This is a genomic window from Chitinimonas taiwanensis DSM 18899, assembly GCF_900119825.1.
Taxonomy (GTDB): domain Bacteria; phylum Pseudomonadota; class Gammaproteobacteria; order Burkholderiales; family Chitinimonadaceae; genus Chitinimonas; species Chitinimonas taiwanensis.
In genome coordinates this window covers 96,362-115,811 of sequence record NZ_FPKR01000001.1, presented here as the reverse complement: position 1 = coordinate 115,811, position 19,450 = coordinate 96,362, and the positions used below count along the sequence as shown (strand labels likewise).

21 protein-coding genes and 2 tRNA genes are annotated in these 19,450 nt (G+C 64.7%); 5 read left to right on the top strand and 18 right to left on the bottom strand.

Annotation, left to right across the window (positions count from 1 at the left end):
* Window positions 1-24: 24 nt before the first annotated feature.
* The 3 genes from BT173_RS00565 to BT173_RS00555 all read right to left on the bottom strand — a co-directional run bounded on the left by BT173_RS00565 (window position 25) and on the right by BT173_RS00555 (window position 2,823).
* Entirely contained in the window at window positions 25-1,104 is a 1,080-nt protein-coding gene (locus BT173_RS00565) for a CaiB/BaiF CoA transferase family protein (protein WP_084658012.1), read from the bottom strand.
* A 49-nt stretch (window positions 1,105-1,153) separates the two neighbouring features.
* On the bottom strand, window positions 1,154-1,903 hold the full coding sequence (locus BT173_RS00560; RefSeq protein WP_072426671.1) for a substrate-binding periplasmic protein: 750 nt from the start codon (window positions 1,901-1,903) through the stop codon (window positions 1,154-1,156).
* A gap of 95 nt (window positions 1,904-1,998) precedes the next feature.
* The gene (locus tag BT173_RS00555; protein WP_072426670.1) at window positions 1,999-2,823 is read right to left on the bottom strand and encodes an undecaprenyl-diphosphate phosphatase; all 825 of its coding nucleotides are present in this window, start codon (window positions 2,821-2,823) and stop codon (window positions 1,999-2,001) included.
* A gap of 159 nt (window positions 2,824-2,982) precedes the next feature.
* Between BT173_RS00555 and BT173_RS00550 the strand changes: the two genes are divergently transcribed.
* A complete protein-coding gene (locus BT173_RS00550) occupies window positions 2,983-4,194 on the top strand; it encodes an HD-GYP domain-containing protein (protein ID WP_072426669.1) in 1,212 nt (403 codons plus the stop codon).
* A 61-nt stretch (window positions 4,195-4,255) separates the two neighbouring features.
* Here BT173_RS00550 and BT173_RS00545 read toward each other — a convergent pair whose 3' ends face one another.
* The 8 genes from BT173_RS00545 to argH form a co-directional block, all read right to left on the bottom strand.
* Window positions 4,256-4,624 (bottom strand): SPW repeat domain-containing protein, encoded by a 369-nt coding sequence (locus BT173_RS00545; RefSeq protein WP_072426668.1) that lies wholly within the window; start codon window positions 4,622-4,624, stop codon window positions 4,256-4,258.
* 104 nt (window positions 4,625-4,728) lie between these two features.
* Window positions 4,729-4,980: a YkgJ family cysteine cluster protein gene (locus BT173_RS00540; protein WP_072426667.1), complete on the bottom strand. Its 252-nt coding sequence runs from the start codon at window positions 4,978-4,980 to the stop codon at window positions 4,729-4,731.
* A gap of 1 nt (window position 4,981) precedes the next feature.
* Window positions 4,982-5,443, bottom strand: coding sequence for a DMT family transporter (locus BT173_RS00535; protein ID WP_072426666.1), 462 nt, complete (start codon window positions 5,441-5,443; stop codon window positions 4,982-4,984).
* Window positions 5,444-5,448: 5 nt separating this feature from the next.
* A complete protein-coding gene (gstA, locus tag BT173_RS00530; protein ID WP_072426665.1) occupies window positions 5,449-6,057 on the bottom strand; it encodes a glutathione transferase GstA in 609 nt (202 codons plus the stop codon).
* A 27-nt stretch (window positions 6,058-6,084) separates the two neighbouring features.
* Window positions 6,085-8,013: a sensor domain-containing diguanylate cyclase gene (locus BT173_RS00525; RefSeq protein WP_072426664.1), complete on the bottom strand. Its 1,929-nt coding sequence runs from the start codon at window positions 8,011-8,013 to the stop codon at window positions 6,085-6,087.
* Window positions 8,014-8,133: 120 nt separating this feature from the next.
* On the bottom strand, window positions 8,134-9,138 hold the full coding sequence (gene hemB, locus BT173_RS00520; protein ID WP_072426663.1) for a porphobilinogen synthase: 1,005 nt from the start codon (window positions 9,136-9,138) through the stop codon (window positions 8,134-8,136).
* 28 nt (window positions 9,139-9,166) lie between these two features.
* Window positions 9,167-9,625 (bottom strand): GNAT family N-acetyltransferase, encoded by a 459-nt coding sequence (locus BT173_RS00515; RefSeq protein ID WP_072426662.1) that lies wholly within the window; start codon window positions 9,623-9,625, stop codon window positions 9,167-9,169.
* Window positions 9,622-11,013 (bottom strand): argininosuccinate lyase, encoded by a 1,392-nt coding sequence (argH, locus tag BT173_RS00510; RefSeq protein WP_072426661.1) that lies wholly within the window; start codon window positions 11,011-11,013, stop codon window positions 9,622-9,624. Before argH ends, BT173_RS00515 begins: the two co-directional genes overlap by 4 nt.
* A 147-nt stretch (window positions 11,014-11,160) precedes the next feature.
* Here argH and BT173_RS00505 point away from each other — a divergent pair, with 147 nt between their 5' ends.
* Window positions 11,161-11,799, top strand: coding sequence for an SPOR domain-containing protein (locus BT173_RS00505; protein ID WP_072426660.1), 639 nt, complete (start codon window positions 11,161-11,163; stop codon window positions 11,797-11,799).
* Window positions 11,800-11,829: 30 nt separating this feature from the next.
* The gene (locus BT173_RS00500) at window positions 11,830-12,474 is read left to right on the top strand and encodes a thiol:disulfide interchange protein DsbA/DsbL (RefSeq protein ID WP_084658009.1); all 645 of its coding nucleotides are present in this window, start codon (window positions 11,830-11,832) and stop codon (window positions 12,472-12,474) included.
* A gap of 51 nt (window positions 12,475-12,525) precedes the next feature.
* Here the strand turns inward: BT173_RS00500 and BT173_RS00495 are convergent, their stop codons facing one another.
* The 7 genes from BT173_RS00495 to gloA form a co-directional block, all read right to left on the bottom strand.
* Window positions 12,526-12,870: a Na+/H+ antiporter subunit G gene (locus BT173_RS00495; protein ID WP_072426659.1), complete on the bottom strand. Its 345-nt coding sequence runs from the start codon at window positions 12,868-12,870 to the stop codon at window positions 12,526-12,528.
* Window positions 12,867-13,136 carry a K+/H+ antiporter subunit F gene (locus BT173_RS00490; RefSeq protein ID WP_072426658.1) on the bottom strand — a complete coding sequence of 90 codons (270 nt, stop codon included), beginning with the start codon at window positions 13,134-13,136 and terminating at the stop codon, window positions 12,867-12,869. The genes BT173_RS00495 and BT173_RS00490 overlap by 4 nt, the downstream gene beginning before the upstream one ends.
* A complete protein-coding gene (locus tag BT173_RS00485) occupies window positions 13,130-13,618 on the bottom strand; it encodes a Na+/H+ antiporter subunit E (protein ID WP_072426657.1) in 489 nt (162 codons plus the stop codon). The genes BT173_RS00490 and BT173_RS00485 overlap by 7 nt, the downstream gene beginning before the upstream one ends.
* A complete protein-coding gene (locus BT173_RS00480) occupies window positions 13,615-15,198 on the bottom strand; it encodes a monovalent cation/H+ antiporter subunit D (RefSeq protein WP_072426656.1) in 1,584 nt (527 codons plus the stop codon). The genes BT173_RS00485 and BT173_RS00480 overlap by 4 nt, the downstream gene beginning before the upstream one ends.
* Entirely contained in the window at window positions 15,195-15,536 is a 342-nt protein-coding gene (locus BT173_RS00475) for a Na+/H+ antiporter subunit C (RefSeq protein WP_072426655.1), read from the bottom strand. The genes BT173_RS00480 and BT173_RS00475 overlap by 4 nt, the downstream gene beginning before the upstream one ends.
* Window positions 15,527-18,340 carry a monovalent cation/H+ antiporter subunit A gene (locus BT173_RS00470; protein WP_072426654.1) on the bottom strand — a complete coding sequence of 938 codons (2,814 nt, stop codon included), beginning with the start codon at window positions 18,338-18,340 and terminating at the stop codon, window positions 15,527-15,529. The genes BT173_RS00475 and BT173_RS00470 overlap by 10 nt, the downstream gene beginning before the upstream one ends.
* 166 nt (window positions 18,341-18,506) lie before the next feature.
* Window positions 18,507-18,911: a lactoylglutathione lyase gene (gene gloA / locus BT173_RS00465; protein ID WP_072426653.1), complete on the bottom strand. Its 405-nt coding sequence runs from the start codon at window positions 18,909-18,911 to the stop codon at window positions 18,507-18,509.
* 125 nt (window positions 18,912-19,036) lie between these two features.
* Between gloA and BT173_RS00460 the strand changes: the two genes are divergently transcribed.
* Window positions 19,037-19,112 (top strand) — tRNA-Lys (locus tag BT173_RS00460).
* A 22-nt stretch (window positions 19,113-19,134) separates the two neighbouring features.
* Window positions 19,135-19,210 (top strand) — tRNA-Lys (locus tag BT173_RS00455).
* Window positions 19,211-19,450: the final 240 nt, after the last annotated feature.

Sequence of the window (19,450 nt, the reverse complement as noted above, 5' to 3'; positions counted from 1 at the left end):
CTTTGGTGACAAGTGTGTGTGCGGCTAGCCGAGCAGCTTGGGCACGATGCCGGGCATGCGGATCACCTTGCCATCGGGCAGGGTTAGCGGGATGAACATCTCGCGTGCCTGGAAGTGCGGGTCGGCGAACATATCCGCCACCGAGTAAACCTTGGAAGCCGGCACCTCGGCTTCCGCCAGTCTTTGCATGAGGGCCGGATAGTCCTGTTCGGCCACCCACTGGTCGATGGCCGCATACAGCTCGTTACGGCGTGCATCGCGGCCGGCATTGTCGGCCAGGTTGGGGTCGTCGGCCAGGTCCGCACGGCCCATCGCGCGCATCAGGCGCTGGAAGATGGCGTCGCCATTCGCACCTATGGTCACATGCTGACCATCGCGCGTGCTGTGGGTGTTCGAAGGGGTGATGCCGGGCATGATATTGCCGCTGCGTTCGCGCACGAAACCATCGTGATCGTACTCGGGCACCAGGCTCTCCATCATGGCGAACACCGCCTCGTACAGCGCCACATCCACCACCTGGCCCTTGCCGCCATTCACCTCAACCTGGCGCAGCGCCATCAGTGCGCCCATCACCGCATACAACGCGGCAATCGAATCGCCGATCGAGATGCCGGTGCGTACTGGCGGCCGGTCGGCGAAGCCAGTCACATAGCGCAGGCCACCCATGCTTTCGCCCACGGCCCCAAAGCCGGGCTGATCGCGGTAAGGGCCGGTCTGGCCAAAGCCCGAAATGCGTACCATGACCAGCTTGGGATTGAGTGCGGACAAGACATCCCAGCCCAGACCGAGTTTCTCCATCACCCCGGGGCGCAGGTTTTCCACCACGATGTCGGCCGCAGCGATCATCTGACGCGCCTTGTCGAGGTGAGTGGGGTCTTTCAGGTTCAGTGTGATGCAGCGCTTGCCGCGGCTTTGCACATACCACCACAGCGAGGTGCCATTGTGCAGGCGGCGCCAGCGGCGCAGTGGATCGCCCTCGGGCGGTTCGATCTTGCTGACCTCGGCGCCGAAATCGGCCATTAGGCGGGTGGCGAAGGGGCCGGCGATCAGCGAGCCGAGCTCGACCACCTTGACCCCGCTGAGCGGCTTTCTAGCATCCTGCATGATGGGACCCTTGGCTGGAAAGGAGCGCCAGCATAGCCGGCCTGGGCGGCTATTGGTAACGCTGGTAGATCCAGGCCAGGTCGCCGCGCGTGATCAGCGTGCGTATCGCCGCATCGAGCCGCGCAAACGGGATGGCGCTGCGCCGCGAGACGGCGCAGGCGAGCATGGCTTCGTGCAAGGTCAGTGTTTGTTGCAGCTCGGCATCCAGGGCCGGATCGAGCTTGCGCAGATAGCGGAAGTTGACCTCGTTGACCACCGCCGCATCCAGGCGCCCGGCGCGCAGCTTGGCCAGATTCGCTTCAATGGAATGCGTGTCGTCACGCTGGATCAGCCCAGCATCCTGCAGGGGTTGCAGCACTGGATAGACATAGCCATGCACAGTGCCGATACGTAGGCCGTGCAGATCATCCAGGTTGCTGGCCGGCTTGGCTTTGCGCGGCTGCAGCAGCACGTCGCGGTCGAGTACCAGCTCGTGGCTCCACAGGAAACGGCGCTGGGCCGGCAACTCAGCCTCGTTCAACCAGATCGGCGAATAGAAGCAGAGCAGATCGGCCTGGCCCGACTGCAGCAGCAGGCGCGTGCGCCGCGTGGGTACTACCTTGAAATGCACCTGGCGCCCGAGCTCGGCGGCCAGCGCATTGCCGAAGTCGAACACGATGCCGTCCAGTAAGGTATTGCGCGCGGCATCGAAACGCGCCATGGGCGGCGCGAGCGAGTTGTCGGCCACCATACGCAGCGGCGCCGCCGCGTAGGCAGTCAGGCAGAGCAGCAAGAGCAGAACGGGGCGGAGGATAGGCATGGCGCTGACTGGCGGGGCGGGCTGCCTGCAGTATGGCACGCGCCGCTGCCGCCGCCAGGCCGGGCGAAGCGGGCCTATGCGCCGCCCTTACTGCTTCAGTCTACCCAGCTGACCAAGCCGGAATAGGCGGTGACCAACACCAGCACGCCAAAGGCGATTCGATACCAGGCAAAGCCGATAAAGGTATGACTGACCAGGAAGCGCAGCAGCGCGCGCACGGCGATCAGGGCAAAGATGAAGCTGGCAATAAAGCCGGCGGCAAACAGGGCCAGATCATCGCGGCTGAGTAGATGCCAGTGCTTGTAGATGCTGTACAGCGAGGCGGTGCCGAGTACCGGAATGCCGAGCAGGAAGCTGAACTCGGTGGCCGCGGTGCGCGAGATGCCGAAGAACATGCCGCCGATGATGGTCGAGCCGGAGCGCGAGGTACCGGGAATCAGGGCTAGACACTGGGCCAGACCGACCTTGAGCGCGTCCTGCCAGCGCATCTCATCCAGTGTTTGCACGCGCACGCTGTGCTGGCGCCTTTCCGCCCACAGGATGATGAAGCCGCCGACGATAAAGGCGATGGCCACGGTGAGCGGATTGAACAGCAGGGTCTTGATCTCGGTGCCGAACAGCTTGGCCAGCGCCATGGCCGGCACGGCGGCCACCGCCAGATTGATCAGCAGCTGACGGCCGGGGCCGGGCTGACGTGCGTGCAGCACGGCATCGATCAGGCGGCGGCGGTATTCCCACACCACGGCCAGCATGGCGCCAAGCTGGATAAAGATATCGAAGACATCGCGTTTCTCCTTGTCGAGGAAGTCAAGCAGATGACCGGTCAGAATCAGGTGGCCGGTACTGGAGATGGGCAGGAACTCGGTGATCCCCTCGACCACGCCCATGATCAGGGCTTTGCACAGCAAGATTAAATCCATATAAGGCGATCAGCTTCAAAAAGGGCTTGATTATAAACACGGCCTGGCGCGCCGTTGCGGGCATTGTGGCTAGCTTTTCCTGGGCAGCTTTCGCGTCGACCGTGCACTACACTGTCAGCAACAAAGCGCCGCACAGAGCGCTCCGTACAGGCGAAACCCATGATCAAACGCATCCCCAGCACCGAACTCAAGGTCGGCATGTATATCCATGACCTGGCCGCCGACTGGTCAGTTCACCCATTCATGCGCTCGGCCTTCCCGGTCAAGAGCGAGCAGGAGATCGAGACCATCCTGCAATGCGGCATCCACGAGGTGTATATCGACAGCGAACGTGGTTTGGATGTGGCGGATGCGCCGACCAAGGAAGAGGTCGATCGCGCGCTGCAGGCCGAGATGCTGGCCGTGGTTGAGCAGGAGCCGGCGCCGCGCATCCGTATTTCCACCAGCGAGGAAATGGGCCGCGCGCGCGCGATCAAGAGCCAGGCGGCCAATCTGGTGCGCAATGTGATGCAGGATGCACGCCTGGGGAAGGCGGTCTCGCTTGAGGCGGTCGAGCCGGTGGTGGCGGGCATCACCGAGTCGATCTTGCGCAACTCGGGCGCGCTGATCGGCCTCATGCATATCAAGAACAAGGACGACTACACCTTCCTGCACTCGGTCAGCGTGTGTACCTTCCTGGTGGCCTTCTGCCGTTCGGTGGGCCTGGATGCGGAAACGACCCGGCAGGCCGGCCTGGGTGGCCTGCTGCACGATACCGGCAAGGCCCTGGTGCCGGACGAGGTCTTGAACAAACCGGGCCGGCTCACTGACGCGGAGTTCGACATCATCCGTAAGCATCCGCGCGACGGCTATGAGCTGCTGCTGAAGACCCCGGGCATCGGTGAGATTCCGCTCGATATCACCCTCCATCACCACGAGCGGGTCGATGGTTCCGGTTATCCGGACAAGCTGGCGGGCGATCAGATCACCACGCTGGCCAAGATGGCGGCCATTGTGGATGTGTATGACGCGATCACCGCCGATCGGGTCTACCACAAGGGCATGCCGCCCACTGATGCGCTGCGCAAGCTATTCGAATGGAGCAAGCACCATTTTGATCCGACCCTGGTGAAGGCCTTTATGCGCTGCGTGGGCATTTATCCGGTGGGTACGCTGGTGCTGCTGGAAAGCGGGCGGCTTGGCCTGGTGACCGAGCACAATGAAGAGAGTCTGCTGCAGCCCAAGGTGAAGGTGATCTTCGATGTGAGAAAGGGCTATATCCCACCTACCGAGGTGGACTTGGCCAAACCCATGGGTAAGGGCGGCGCGGACAAGATCGTCAGCCACGAGAGTCCGAGCAAGTGGAAGATCGACACCCAGCGCTTTCTCTAGCGCAGCGCATCAGGTCCGGCGCGCCAGCCTTGAGCAGGCCTGCACGCCGGGTTTGTGCTGCTCAGTGCGGCAGATGGGTGCGTCGCCAAGCTTGCCAGCGCGACTGCAGCTCGGGGTCGTCCACCATTTCCCAGACGGCAAACAGCAGCACGCACAGACCGGCCAGCACGCTATTGCGGCTGGCCTGTGCCTGATCGGCAAAGCCGGTCAGCCAGGGCAGCAGCACCAGGACCAGCCCGACGCCGCCCTCGCACCAAGCTTCCAGATAGGACGGCAGCCACAGTCCCTCCACGGCAAACAGCACGACCGCCGCGCCCAGCACGGCCGTCATTACTGCCGCTACCCCGCTGAAGCCCAAGGCCCAGGGCGAAGCAAGCAGCCAGACGCCGACCGCCAGACTGGCGATATCCTGCCAATGTTGTACTCGCATACGCTCACCCCCTCTCGCATACGGTTCGGTTTGCAAGGTCCTGCTAGGGTTTGGACTTGCGCCAGGCGAGGAAGATGCGCCCACCGGTCGGAGGGACGCTGGCCCTAGCGGGTCAGCTGTTCGAGCCGGCTCAGATAGGCCAGTGCCTGCTCGCGGTCTGTGCCGCACATCTCCTGGCTGGCCTGCAGGCTGCCGCAGACGGCCGGCCGTTCGGGCTGGCCGAAGATGCGGCAGTCATTGTGTTCGTCGAGCTGCACGCAGCGTACCCCGGCCGGCTTGCCCTGCGGCATGCCGGGAATCGGGCTGGAGATCGAGGGTGCGATGCAGCAGGCGGCGCAGCCGCGACGGCATTCCATGCTATTTGCCCAGCTTGTCGCCGAAATTCACCAGCAGCACGCCGCCCACCACCAGCAAGGCGCCGATCAGGCGCGGGGTGGAAATCTCGCGCATGCTCAGGCCCAGCCAGCCAAAGCGGTCGAACAGCAGCGAGAGCACGATCTGCCCGCTGATGATCAGCGACAGCATGGCGGCCACGCCGATACGCGGCGCGAGCAGGGTGGTGCCGAATACGAAGGCCGCGCCCATCAGACCGCCACTTAGATGCCACCAGCTGATCTGGCTCAGGCCGGCCAGGTTCTGCCAGCGTTGGCCGCTCAGGGTGGCCAGCAGGGCCAGGGCTAGCGTGCCGACCAGGAAGGAAATAAAGGCTGCCAGCACGGTGCTGCCGCCGATATGCCCCTTGAGCTGGTTATTGACCGCCGCCTGCAGCGGCACCACGCAGCCGATGGCGAATGCGAACAGGAAATAGACGCCTTGCATGGGGATCAAGCCTTTAAGCCTTCGGCACGCAGGGCGGCCTGTACGGCTGGCCGCTCGCTCATGCGGGTGAGATAGGCCTGCAGGCTCGGCCATTTATCCAGGCTCAGCTGCAGGAAGTTGCACCAGTTCAGACAGGTGAACAGATAGCCATCTGCCACGCTGTAACCGCCTTCCAGCAGATAGGGGCGCGTGGCCAGTTGCGGGGCCAGCCAGTCGAACCAGTGGTAGAGGCGCGCCTCGGCCGCACTGCGGGTCTCGGCAGGGACCAGCGGGTTCCACAGCGGGCCAAAGCCCTTGTGGATCTCGCTGCCGATAAAGGACAGCCATTCCTGCAGGCGCACGCGCGCCATCGAACCGGCACTGGGGGCCAGGCCGCGCTCGGGCACCAGGTCGGCAATGTACTGCACGATGGCGGCACCCTCGGTCAGCAGGCTGCCGTCGTCCAGACGCAGGGCCGGCACATAGCCTTTGGCATTCAGACCGAAGTAGTCATCGCCGCTGGCGGTGCGGTGCTGCTTGAGATCGACGCGTTCGCGCTCGAAGGGCAGGCCGGATTCCTGCAGGGCGATATGGACGGACAGCGAACAGGCGCCGGGCGTGAAGTACAGCAGCATGAGGTTCTCCGTGAGGGGGGATGCGGATCAGCCGTGCAGGGTATCAAGGCTGGGCGAAAAGGCCATCACACAATTGCGCCCGGCGTGCTTGGCTGCATACAGGGCCTGGTCGGCCTGCTTGAGCAACTGGCTCAGGTCGGCCGTGTCGGGGCGCGAGCAGGCGCAGCCTATGCTGACGGTGATGGGCAGGCTGCGCCCATCGCGCAGCACGATGGGTGTGGCCGCTACCACCTGGCGCAGGCGCTCGGCATTCTCGAGCATGCCGTGCTCGCCCTCCTCGGGCAGCAGCACACAGAATTCCTCGCCACCCAGGCGGCCGAACAGATCGGTTTCGCGCAGCGTCTGCTGCACGCGCTGGGTTACCGCCTGCAGCACCTCGTCGCCCACCGGGTGGCCGTAGTTGTCGTTGACCAGCTTGAAGTGATCGAGATCCAGGATCAGCACCGTCAGCGGGTGGCGATAGCGCTTGGCACGCAGCCACTCGATCTGCGCGCGTTCGAGCAGATAACCGCGGTTGGCGATGCTGGTCAGCGGGTCGAGCGTGGCGCGCCGCCATAGCGATTCCTGCGCCTGCTTGCGTGCGCTGATATCACCCAGGGTCAGGAAATAGGCATTGTCGCCCGCATAGGCAATCGCCGAACCGGATAGCTCGGCCCAGAACACGCTGCCATCGGGGCGCTGGAATTTGATCTCGTAATCGCTGAGCGAGTGCTTTTCCGCCAGCTGCGCCGCCACCGTCTGATGATGCTCGGCGCGCAGATAAAGCTCGGGCAGACTGAGCGTACTCATCTCGGCCTGGCTGCGCCCGCACAGCGTGGCCGCCGCCGCATTGGCGACCAGAATGCGGCTATCGCTGGCGCGCATCAGCAAAATCGGCCGGCTCAGGGTTTCCAGTGCGCGCAGGATATGCGCGTCATGCTGTTCCAGCTTTTGGCGATTGGCCTGCAGGCTCAGCGCCAGCAGGCTCTCGCGCCAGCCGCGCCATACCATCAGTAGCGAAAAGCCGATCAGCAGGAGGAAGAGGCATACATAGGCAGCGGCCTTCATGCGCCAGTCGCCGAAGCGCCTGCCTTCCTCCAGCCCGACCATGACGATAAAGGGAAAGTGATCAAGGCGATGAAAGCTATAGCCGCGCTCCACGCCATCGTCGGTGGAGCGGGCGACCAGATAGCCGCTGCTGCGCCCATTGGTCCAAGCGGTCAGCGCGGCGTTCGCGCTATCGGTCTTGCCCATGATGTGCTTGAGCTCCGGATAGCGGCTGACCACCGTGTTATTGGCGTCGTAAAGCGTGAAGCTGCTGCCGGCCTGGGCATCCAGACGGCGGGCCAGTTGATTGAAGTATTCGAGCTTGACCAGGGCGGTCACCACCCCGCCCAGCGGCTGATCGAGGCCGGGAATCCGCCGTGCCATGATCATGCCCAGCTCATTGCCACCGGGCAGCACGAAGGGCTTGGAGAAGCTCATCTCCAGGCCGCCGTTGTCCAGCAGCTGGCTGTAGAAGGGCTGCAGATGGGTATCGATGGGCAGCAGGCGCTCGTGGGTCAGCACGCCATAGCCATCCGGCGCCACGAAGGCCAGATTGTCGACCTGGGGTAAGGTGCTGAGCTTTTCATCCAGCAGCTGGCTGAGTGCAGCACGCTCAGCCACGGGCAGCACGCGTAGCTTCGCCAGCGTGGCGGGGTCGACCTTGCCGGCCAGATCGCGCAGCACCAGATCGGTTTCGCGCAGGGCGCCGTCCAGCTGCTCGCGCAGTAGTAGCGACAGGTTCTGCGCGGCCAGCTGGGCGCTATGGCGCGTGTCGAGATAGGAGCTGCGCAGCTCCCAGCTTATCAAGGCCATCATCAGCGCGAGCGCAACACCTAGCCAGAGCAGCAGTACACGCCGTGCGCGCAGGAAACTGCGCCAATCGGCTTGGCTGGGGTCAAGAGCTATCTCGGCGCTGGGAGCTGGCGGCATGGCGCTGGCCTGAAAGAGATGGAGAGCGGCGCTGCGGAGTATAGGTTCCCGCCCTGCGCGACGCGTTAAAAGCAAACGGGGCCAGCTAGCTGGCCCCGTTTGCATGCGCTGATGGTGTTATCAGCGCGGCTGCAACCAGCGCGCGGCCTGCGGGGCGAAATAGCTGAGCACGCCATCGGCGCCGGCGCGCTTCATGGCCAGCAGTGCTTCCATGGCCACCGCCTGCTCGTCCAGCCAGCCGTTCTGGGCGGCGGCCTTGATCATCGCGTACTCGCCCGACACCTGGTAGACATAGGTCGGCGCGCGGAATTCCTCCTTCACGCGTCGCACGATGTCCAGATAAGGCAGGCCGGGCTTGACCATCACCATATCGGCGCCTTCGGCCAGATCCAGCGCCACCTCGTGCAGCGCCTCGTCGCTATTGGCCGGATCCATCTGATAGTTGTACTTATTGCTCTTGCCGAGGTTGCCGCTTGAGCCGACCGCATCGCGGAAGGGGCCGTAATAGCTGGATGCGTACTTGGCCGAATAGGCCATGATGCGGGTATGGATATGACCGGCCGCATCGAAAGCCTGGCGGATGGCGCCGATGCGGCCATCCATCATGTCGCTCGGTGCGACGATGTCCACGCCGGCCTCGGCATGGCAAAGCGCCTGCTTGACCAGCACGTCCACCGTCTCGTCGTTCAGCACATAGCCGCTGGCATCGATCAGGCCGTCCTGGCCATGGCTGGTATAGGGGTCGAGCGCGATATCGGTGATCACGCCCAGCTCGGGGAAATTGGCCTTCAGCGCGCGCACCACGCTGGGCACGAGGCCCGTCGGATCGTAGGCGGCGGCGCCATCGGCGGTCTTGTTGCCGGTAATCACCGGGAACAGCGCAATGGCCGGGATGCCCAGCTTGAGCGCTTCCTCGGCTTGCGGCAGCAGGGTTTCCAGGCTCATGCGCTGCACGCCGGGCATGGAGGCAATCGCCTGCTCACGCTTGCCCGCGCCTTCCAGTACGAACACCGGCCAGATCAGATCGTTCACTGTCAGCACGTTCTCGCGCATCAGGCGGCGGCTGAATTCATCGTGGCGCATACGGCGCGCGCGGAAGGCGGGGAAGTGGCGATTGCTATGCATGCGGGTTCCTGACTGGCGGGACGCAGGCTTAAGCCGGTGGCGTCCAGCGCATGTGGTAGTGCTCGATATCGTCTTCGAGATAGACCTCGGAAATGGTCTCGAAACCGAGCGATTCGTAAAAGGCGTTCAGATAGGCCTGCCCGCCTATGGTATTGGGCTGGCCCGGATAGCGGCGCTGGTGCTCGGCCATGCCTTCCAGCATCAGCGCGCGGCCGGCGCCGCTGCCGCGTGCTGCACTGGCGGTGACCACGCGGCCTATCGAGGGCGTGTCGTACTTGCCGCCCGGTGGCACCAGACGCAGATAGGCCCACAGCTCGCCCGCGTCATTGCGGCCGAGCAGGTGCAGGCTGTTCAGATCAAGCTCGTCCAGATCGGGAAACGCGCAGCGCTGCTCGACGATGAACACCGCCTGGCGCAGCATGCCGACCTCGTGCCACTCACGCGCGCTCAGCGCGTCCAGCGTGGCCCATTGCCAGTGCAAGCTCATGCGCCGGCCAGACGCTGGCGCGCACGCAGGATGGCGGCGCGCACCTGCTTGGGCGCAGTGCCGCCAATATGGTCGCGGCTGGCCAGCGAGCCTTCCGGGGTCAGTACGCTGAACACATCGGCGCTGATCAGGGGCGAGAAGGTGCCGAGCTCAACCAGGCTCAACTCTTCCAGGTCCTTCTTCTGCTCGCTCGCATAGCGCACCGCCAGAGCGACCGCCTCATGTGCATCGCGGAAGGGCAGGCCCTTCTTGACCAGGTAGTCGGCCAGGTCGGTGGCGGTGGCATAGCCTTGCTTGACGGCACGGCGCATGGCCTCCGGCTTCACCACCACGCCGCGCATCATGTCGGCCACGATGCGCAGGGTGGCGCTGACCGTGTCGACCGTGTCGAACAGCGGTTCCTTGTCTTCCTGATTGTCCTTGTTGTAGGCGAGCGGCTGGCCTTTCATCAGGGTCAACAGGCTGACCAGATGGCCATTCACGCGCCCGGTCTTGCCGCGCACCAGTTCGGGCACATCGGGGTTCTTCTTCTGCGGCATGATGGACGAGCCGGTGCAATAGCGGTCGCTCATGTCGATGAAGCCGAAGCGCGGGTTCATCCACAGCACCAGCTCTTCGGACAGGCGCGACAGATGGGTCATGATCAGCGCGGCGGCGGCGGTGAATTCAATTGCGAAATCGCGGTCGGACACCGCGTCGAGCGAGTTGTAGCAGACTGCGTCGAAGCCCAGTTGCTTGGCCACGTATTCGCGGTCTATCGGGTAGCTGGTGCCAGCCAGCGCGGCCGAACCGAGCGGCAGGCGGTTAGTGCGGCGGCGCGTGTCGTGCAGGCGCTCCACATCGCGCGCGAGCATTTCCACATAGGCGAGCAGATGGTGGCCGAAGGTGATCGGCTGGGCGACCTGCAGATGGGTGAAGCCGGGCATCACGGTTTCGGCATTCGCTTCGGCCAGTTCCAGCAGGGCGGCCTGCAGATCATTGGCCAGCGCAATCAGGCTGTCGATCTCATGGCGCAGCCACAGGCGGATATCGGTGGCGACCTGGTCATTGCGCGAGCGGCCGGTATGCAGGCGCTTGCCCGCATCGCCGATCAGATCGGTCAGGCGCTTCTCGATATTCATATGCACGTCTTCGAGGTCGAGCGACCACTCGAAGCTGCCGGCACGGATATCGGACAGGATCTTGGCCATGCCATCGGTGATCGCGCTCAGATCCTCGCTGCTCAGCACACCGACCTTGTTCAGCATCTGGGCGTGGGCGAGTGAGCCCTGGATATCGAATTCAGCCAGGCGCTTATCGAAAAAGACCGAGGCGGTGTAGCGCTTGACCAGTTCGGCGACTGGCTCGGAAAAACGGCCAGACCAGGTTTTTTGCGAGGCGTCTTGCATGAACGCGAGTTCCAGTTTGAGGGGATGGGGCGATTATAAGGGAATCGGTACTTTTGCCGCAGTGCGACAAGTAAGCGCCGGTTCAGGCAGCGCCGCTATAATGCGCCGATTCGCGTGGCAATAGGCCGCGCCGCAACAAGGCAGACCATGAGCAAGGATTACAAGCAAAGCAGCCGTAAAAGCAGCAGCGCCCGGCGCAGCGGCGGTGGCGGCAGTTCGATTTTCGCCGGCCTCCTGATCGGCCTGTGCATCGGCATCGCCATCGCCGTGGCGGCGGCCCTGTATCTGAACAAGACCCCGAATCCGTTTGCCCAGCAGGCACAGCCCAAGCCGCCTAAGGTCGAGGCCACGCCGCCCAAGCCGGAAATCCTTCTGCCGCCTGGCCAGAAGCCGGCCGACCCGGCCAATCCGGCTGCCGGTAAGCCCACGCCGGCTCAGCCCGAGGGCGATCGTTTCGACTTCTACACCATGCTGCCCGAGCTGGGTGGGGAACCGAAACCCGCGCCGGTAGCCAAAGCCCCCGATAATGCGCCGCCAGCCAAGGTGGTGCCGCCCAGCGGCACCTATCTGCAGGCTGGCGCGTTCCAGAACGAAACCGATGCCGATAATCTGAAGGCCAAGCTCGCCCTGGTGGGGGTGGAAGCCAATATCCAGACCGCGGAAGTACCGGGCAAGGGTGTCTGGCACCGGGTACGCATCGGCCCGCTGGCGCGAGCCGAAGATATTGATCGGGTGCGTGCCCAGCTCAAGGTCAATGGCATCGACGCCAGCCTGGTCAAACAGTAAGACCCGCTTATTTCAATTACAGGAGTCACCATGCGGATTGCCAAAATGTTCACTCGTTTCTTCGCTGCTGGCCTCGCGCTGGCCGCCCTTGGCTGCCAGGCCGACACCCGCGCCGGCGTCGATTTCGACTACCTGCCCAAGGTGATGCCGGTTGAACAACCGGGCAAGATCGAGGTGATCGAGTTCTTCTGGTATGGGTGCCCGCATTGCTACAACCTGGAGCCGGGCGTGCAGGCCTGGAAGAAGAGCCTGCCGGCCGATGTGGTGCTGCGCCGCGAGCATGTGATGTGGGATGGCCGCAGCGATATGGCCGGCCACGCCAAGATCTTCAATGCGCTGAAGGCCAGCAAGCAGGTCGAGACGCTGACCCCGCAGGTATTCAGCGCCGTGCAGCGCGAGCGCATCGAGCTGCGCGACGAGAAGACGCTGTTCGACTGGGTGGGCAAGCAGGCTGGCGCGAACCGCGCCCAGTTCGAAGCTGCCTACAAGGGCTTCGGCGCCCAGGCCCAGCTGACCCGTGCCATGCAGCTGACCCGTGATTACGGCATTGACGGTGTGCCGACCTTTATCGTGAACGGTAAGTACAAGACCTCGCCGTCCAAGATCGGCGACGAGCGCCGTTTCTTCCAGGTGCTGAACGAACTGATCGCCAAGGAACGTGCGGCCAAGAAGTAAATCGGCTCATGTACGAAAAAGCGCCCTGCGGGGCGCTTTTTTCATGCCTGCCTAGTTGGGCGAGTCCCGCTCGGCCGGTGGCGCGGCCGGACGTAGCTCGGGCTGTTGCTGCAAGGCGGCCTTGACCAATAGATGAGCCGAGACCGGCGCGGTCAGGAAGATGAACAGGGTAATCAGCAGCTCATGCAGGCTGGCCTGTGGCCCCGGGCTGAACACCAGCATCGAGGCGATCAGCACGCAGCCCACGCCCAGCGTGCTGGCCTTGGTGGGCCCGTGCAGTCGGCGCAGGAAGCTGGAAAAGCGCGCGAGGCCAAGCGCGCCGAGCAAGGCAAAGATGGCACCAAGCAGCACCAGGCTGCCCGCTAGGTAGTCGAGCCAGGGGGCGAGTGCGCTCATTCGCTGATATCTCCGCGGCTGATGAATTTGGCCATCACCACCGTGCCGATAAAACCGAGCATGGCGATCAGCAGCGCGGCTTCGAAATACAGCGGCGTGCGCTGCTGCAGGCCGAGTAGGATCAGCAGGGCCAGGCCGTTCACATACAGGGTGTCCAGCGCCAGGATGCGGTCGGGCAGGCTGGGGCCGCGCAGCAGCCTGAACAGGCAGAGCAGCATGGCCAGCGCAAACAGCGCGATGGCGAGGGGAAGCGCCCAGCTCAGCATTCGAGAATCTCCCGCAAAGGTGTTTCATAGCGCGCCTTGATGGTGGCGATCAGTGCGGCCTCGTCCGCCACATGCAGCGCATGCACGAGCAGATGGCGGCGATCGGCGCTCAGGTCGCAGGACAGCGTGCCCGGCGTCATGGTGATGATGCTGGCCAGCGTGGCAATGCCGGCCGGTTCGCGTAGATCGAGCGGCACCCAGACGAAGCGCGAATTCAGCGCCGCCTCGCGGCCCAGAATCTGCCGCGCCACGGTCAGATTGGACAGCACGATATCGAGCAGCACCACGCCGAGCAGACGCAGTAGCACGTCCGGACGGCGCAGACGCAGCGCATCGGGCAGATAGGCGCGCAGCGCGAGCGGAATGCACACGGCGAATAGCAGCCCAAGCGCGATCTGGCCGGCCGACAGGCTGCCATTCAGCAATAACCAGACGAGCAGCAGGAGTAGCGACAGCCGTGGGGCGGGTAGCCAGCGTTTCATTGCGCACCTCCCTTGCTCAGGCCGGCTTCCCGCATTTCCTTGCGCACATCGAAGCGCGCCGGTGCGCTGTCCTGGGCCAACACCGCGTCGATATAGGCTTGCGGCGCATACAGTTGCGCGGCGCTGGCGCTGGCATAGCGGTAGAGCGGGCCGGCCAGCACGCCGCTGGCGATGGCCAGCGCCAGCAGCGCATAGCAGCTGAGCTGTGCGGCCACGCCGGGGGCGGGTCCGCTACAGGGAACCGGTGCATCGTCCGAGGCCCAGAACAGCGTGCTGCCCGCCCGCGCCAGCGCCAGCAGCACGATCAGGCTGCTCAGCAGCACGCCCGCCCACACCCAGGCCATCAGCGCATGCGTCTGGCTGGCCTGCAGCAGCAGGGCCTTGCCGATGAAGCCGGATAGCGGCGGCAGACCACCGACGATGATGGCGGCGATGAAGAACAGCAGGCCCAGGCGCTGGCGCCCATAGGCAAATGGGGCGGCCTGCAGGGCATCGGCCTGGCTGCCGCGTGCGGCGCTCAGCTGCCCGGCCAAGAGGAAGAGTGCGGCGCAGGCCTGCGTGCTGCCAGGCAGATAGCTGAGCGCAGCGGCCAGCGCACCGGGGCTGCCCAGACCGATGGCCAGCAGCAGGGTGCCGGCCGAGGCGACCAGTAGATAGGCAATCTGGCCACGCAAGTGCTCGGCCGCCAGCGCGCCCAGGCTGCCCAGTACCAGCGTGGCCAGGGCCAGGATGGCCAGCCAGGAGCCGGCCGGTTCGGCCATCAGGCCGGCGCTGGCGCCGAAGATCAGCGTGAACACGCGCGCAATCGCATAAATGCCCACCTTGGTCATCAGCGCGAACAGCGCGGCCACCGAGCTGCTGGCGCTGGCATAGGTAGCCGGCAGCCAGAAATACAGCGGCAGCAGCGCGGCCTTCACACTGAATACCACCAAGAGCAGCAGGGCGGCGCTCTTGGCCAGCAGCAGCTGCTCGGCCTCCAGCGCGGCCACGCGCAGGGCCAGGTCGGCCATATTCAAGGTGCCGGTCAGCCCGTACAGCAGACCCACCGCGATCAGAAACAGCGCCGAGGCGGCCAGATTGAAGCTCACATAGTGAATGGCCGCGCGCAGGCGTGCCGCACCACCGCCATGCAGCAGCAGGCCGTAGGAGGCAATCAGCAGCACCTCGAAGAACACGAAGAGATTGAACAGGTCGCCGGTCAGGAAGGCGCCGTTCAGACCCATCAGTTGGAACTGCAGCAGGGCGTGGAAATGCGCGCCGCGCTGCGCATCGCCGCCCAAGGCATGCAGCGCGCAGGCGAGGCCGAGCAGATTGCTCAGCAGCAGCATCAGCGCGCTCAGCCGGTCGAGCACCAGCACGATGCCGAACGGTGCGCGCCAATTGGACAGCAGATACACGCCGATCTCGCCGCTATCGGCGGCGATCAGCAGATGGGTGGACAGGCCGACCAGGGCCAGCAGGCTAGCGACGCTAAGCCAGGGCGCCCAGGCCGGGCGATTGCGCTCGAGCAGGATCAGCAGCGCGCCGCAGAGCAGCGGCAGCACCACCGGCATGATCATCCAGTGCGGCCAGCTGCTCATCGTGGCTCCTCGCCATCCACATGGTCGGAACCGGTTTCGGCGCGCGTGCGCAGGGCCAGTACCAGCATCAGCGCGGTCATGGCGAAGCTGATCACGATGGCGGTCAGTACTAGGGCTTGCGGCAGCGGGTCGGCGTACTCGGCCAGGTTGGCGGCGCGTTGGCCGTCCAGAATCGGTGCGGCGCCGATGCGGGCCCGCCCCATCAGGAACAGGAATAGATTGACCGCATAGGACAGCAGGGTCAGGCCGACGATCAGGTCGAAGACCCGCGCGCGCAGCATCAGGTAGACGCCGCTACCGGTCAGGGTGCCCACGGCCAGGGCCAGCATCATTTCCATCGTGCGCTCTCCTTGCTGGCGCTCAGGCGCACAATCGCGTTCAACATCACCACCGTAGCGCCGGTTACCGTCAGCAGCACGCCGAGGTCGAAGGCCATCGCGCTGGTCAGCGGCACATGGCCGAACAGCGGCCAGCGCGGGTAGTCGTAGCTGCTGGTCAGGAAGGGCGCGGCGAACAACCAGCTACCCACGCCGGTTAGCCCGGCTAGCAACAGGCCCCAGCCTATCCAGGGGCGCAGATCGCCATCGCTGCGCGCCGCCATCCACTGACGGCCCTGCGCCACGTATTGGAGCAGCAGGGCAATCGCCAGCACCAGGCCGGCCACAAAGCCGCCGCCTGGCTGGTTATGCCCGCGCAGATAAAAGTGCAGCGCGGCCAGCAGGGCCAGCGGCAGCAAGAGGCGCGCCGCCACGCTCAGCATCAGCGGGTGGCGATCGTTGTCCGCGCCGCCTAGCTGCGCGGCCAGGGGCGGCAGGCCGCGCTCGCGCAGCAGGGCCAGGATGATCAGGGCGGCAATGCCCAGCACGGCGATTTCTCCCAGCGTGTCGTAGGCGCGGAAGTCGACGATGATCACATTCACCGCGTTATTGCCGCCGCCCAGCGCCGGGGCGTTTTCCAGATAAAAGCGCGCGATCGAATCGAAAGGCTGGGTTAGCACCGCATACACGAGCGCCGCGCTGCCAAGGCCGGCCAGGATGGCGATCAGCGCATCGCGCCCCGTGCGCCAGCGCTGCCGCTCGGGGCGGCTTTCCTTGGGCAGCCAGTGCAGGGACAGCATCATCAGCAGAGTGGTCACTACCTCGACCGAGAGCTGGGTCATGGCGAGATCGGGCGCCGAAAAATAGGCGAAGGCCAGGCTAAGCAGCAGGCCTACCGCGCCCAGCAGCACCAGGGTGAGCAGGCGCTGGCGGAAGGCATGCAGGGTGGCCAGTGTGCACAAAAGGCCAATCAACCACAGCGCGCTGAAGACATAGCCGGGTGGGCTGCCGGGCCGCCAACTGAAGGTAAGGCTGCACTGGGCCAGATAGGGCGCAGCGCCGGCCAGCAAGGCCATCAGCACGAAGCAGAGTAGATAGCGCTGCAGGCTGCCGTTCTGCAGCCCACGCGTGAGCAAGGCGGCCAGGCTGCGCAGGCGCGCCAGCTGGCGTTCGAAACCGCGCTGGCCATTCAGCCGGCCGAGCAGCGGGCTTTGCTCGAGCGTGTGCAGGTCGACGCGCTGGTGCCAGAACAGATACAGCAGCCCGCCGCCCAGCAGGGCCAGCACGCTCATGCCCAGCGGCAGGTTCAGCCCGTGCCAGATCGCCAGCTCATAGGCAGGCAGCTGGCCGGGCTGCCCGCCAAACAGGCTGGCCTGGGCCGCGCTGGCCAGCAGCGGGCCGACCATCTGCGGCATCAAGCCCACCAGCACGCAGATCAGTACCAGCAAGGCCACCGGCGCGCGCATGCCCCAGGGCGGCTCATGCGGCAGCTGCGGGGAAGGACGGCTGCGCGGGTTATTGAAGAACACATCGTGCACGAAGCGCACGCTATAGGCGACGCTGAGCGCCGCGGCCAGGGTGGCGGCCAGTGGCAGGCCCCACCGAAGCGGTGCGGGCAGGCCGGGCTGCAGGGTCTGAGCGAGGAACATTTCCTTCGATAGGAAGCCATTGAACAGCGGCACCCCGGCCATGGCCGCACAGGCCAGCATGGTCAGTGTCGCGGTGACCGGCAGGTAGCGGCCGAGCTGGTTCAGATTGCGCATATCGCGCGTGCCGGTTTCATGGTCGACGATGCCGGCCGCCATGAAGAGCCCCGCCTTGAAGCAGGCATGGTTGAGGATATGAAAGAGCGCCGCCACTACGGCCAGCGGCTGGTCCAGCCCCAGCAGCAGCGTGATCAGGCCCAGATGACTGATGGTGGAATAGGCGAGCAGACCTTTGAGATCGTGCTTGAACAGCGCCACATAGGCGCCGATCAGCAGGGTGGCGAGGCCGGTGCTGGAGACGATCCAGAACCAGGCGCTGGAATCGCCAAGCGCCGGATAAAGCCGCGCCAAGAGGAAGACGCCGGCCTTCACCATGGTGGCCGAATGCAGATAGGCCGACACCGGGGTCGGGGCCGTCATCGCGTTTGGTAGCCAGAAGTGGAAGGGGAACTGCGCGCTCTTGCTGAAGCAGCCAAGCAGAATCAGCAGCAGCGTCGGCAGATAGAGCGGATGGGCGCGTATCTGTGCGCCGCTGGCCAAAACCACGTCGAGCGAATAGCTGCCGACGATATGCCCCAGCAGCAGCACGCCGGCCAGCAGCGCCAGACCACCGCAGCCGGTAATCAGCAGCGCCATGCGCGCGCCGGCCCGCGCGGCGGGCTCCTTCTGCCAGAAGGCGATCAGCAGGAAGGAACTCAGGCTGGTCAGCTCCCAGAACACCACCAGCAGGAGCAGATTGTCGGCCAGCACCACGCCTAGCATGGCGCCCATGAATAGCAACAGAAACAGGAAGAAGCGCGCGGCCGGTTCGCGCGGGCTCAGGTAGTAGCTCGCATACAGCAGGACCAGCACGCCGATCGCGCTGATCAGCAGGGCGAACAGCCAAGCAAGGCCATCGAGACGAAAGCCCAGATCCAGCCCCAGCGCCGGCACCCAGGGCGTTGACCAGCGCAGCACCGCGCCGCTGAACACGGCTGGCGCCTGGCTCAGCAGGAGGCCGAGCACCGCCAGCGCTGTACCGCCGGCCAACCAGGCCGCGCTACGCCGGGCGCTATTCGGCAGCGCGGCTTGCACCAGCGCAGCCAAGAAGGGCAGCAGGGCGAGCCAGGCTAGCTGCATGCGGGCATCCCGGCAGTGGGTTCAGGCAAATTGGCGCAGCTTGGCACGGGCATGGCAGCACTCACTGTTCAGGTTGGGCGAAGGCCCGGTGGCCGCCACAAGGGCAGGCTTGAGGCGCCTATTACCTTGGCACGAGGCAGGGCTGGCTGCCAAGCCGCGCTTGCGCTCAGTCGCGCGCCGCCGGGTTGGCTTTCTTCTGGATGAACTCGATCTTGTAGCCGTCCGGGTCTTCCACGAAGGCAATCACTGTGGTGCCGTGCTTCATCGGGCCAGCCTCGCGCGTCACCTTGCCGCCCTTGGCGCGTACCGCCTCGCAGGTCGCGTAGGCGTCGTCGACTTCCAGCGCGATATGGCCATAGCCGGTGCCCAGCTCGTATTGCTCGGTATCCCAGTTATGGGTGAGTTCGATGACGGCGCCTTCCGACTCCGGGCCATAGCCGACAAAAGCCAGCGTGAAACGGCCTTCTGGATAGTCGTGGCGGCGCAGCAACTGCATGCCCAATACCTCGGTGTAGAAAGAAATTGCGCGATCAAGGTTGCCTACTCGCAGCATGGTGTGCAAAATGCGCATCTTTGGTTGGTCCTGTACGGGATGAACGAAGGAAAGGCCGTTAGTTTAACCGGCTGGCCCGAAAGTTCATTGCCACAAAGCAGTTGACACCCTGAAAAACGTCGCTATAATGCGCGGCTCCTTTCGGGTCGTTAGCTCAGTTGGTAGAGCAGCGGACTTTTAATCCGTTGGTCGCAGGTTCGAGTCCCGCACGACCCACCAAAGGAAAAACGCAGTAAATCTTGGGGCGTTAGCTCAGTTGGTAGAGCAGCGGACTCTTAATCCGTAGGTCCACAGTTCGAATCTGTGACGCCCCACCAAGATACCAAGGCCTCAGCCGCGCAAGCAGCTGGGGCCTTCTGCTTTTTCCGCTCCGCGGTGGGACCGAAAGATTTCTTGGCCGGCGTGGCTGGCATAGACTGGCGCATCGTCCAGTCCGGCACAGACCGGATCGACCATGTGTTAAGCGCCCGTCGCTTGCCAGGAGGAATTATGTCCCGCCACCACCCGCCTCGCCGCCATCGCACTGATACGGCCGCTACCGACCTCCTGCCCGCTCG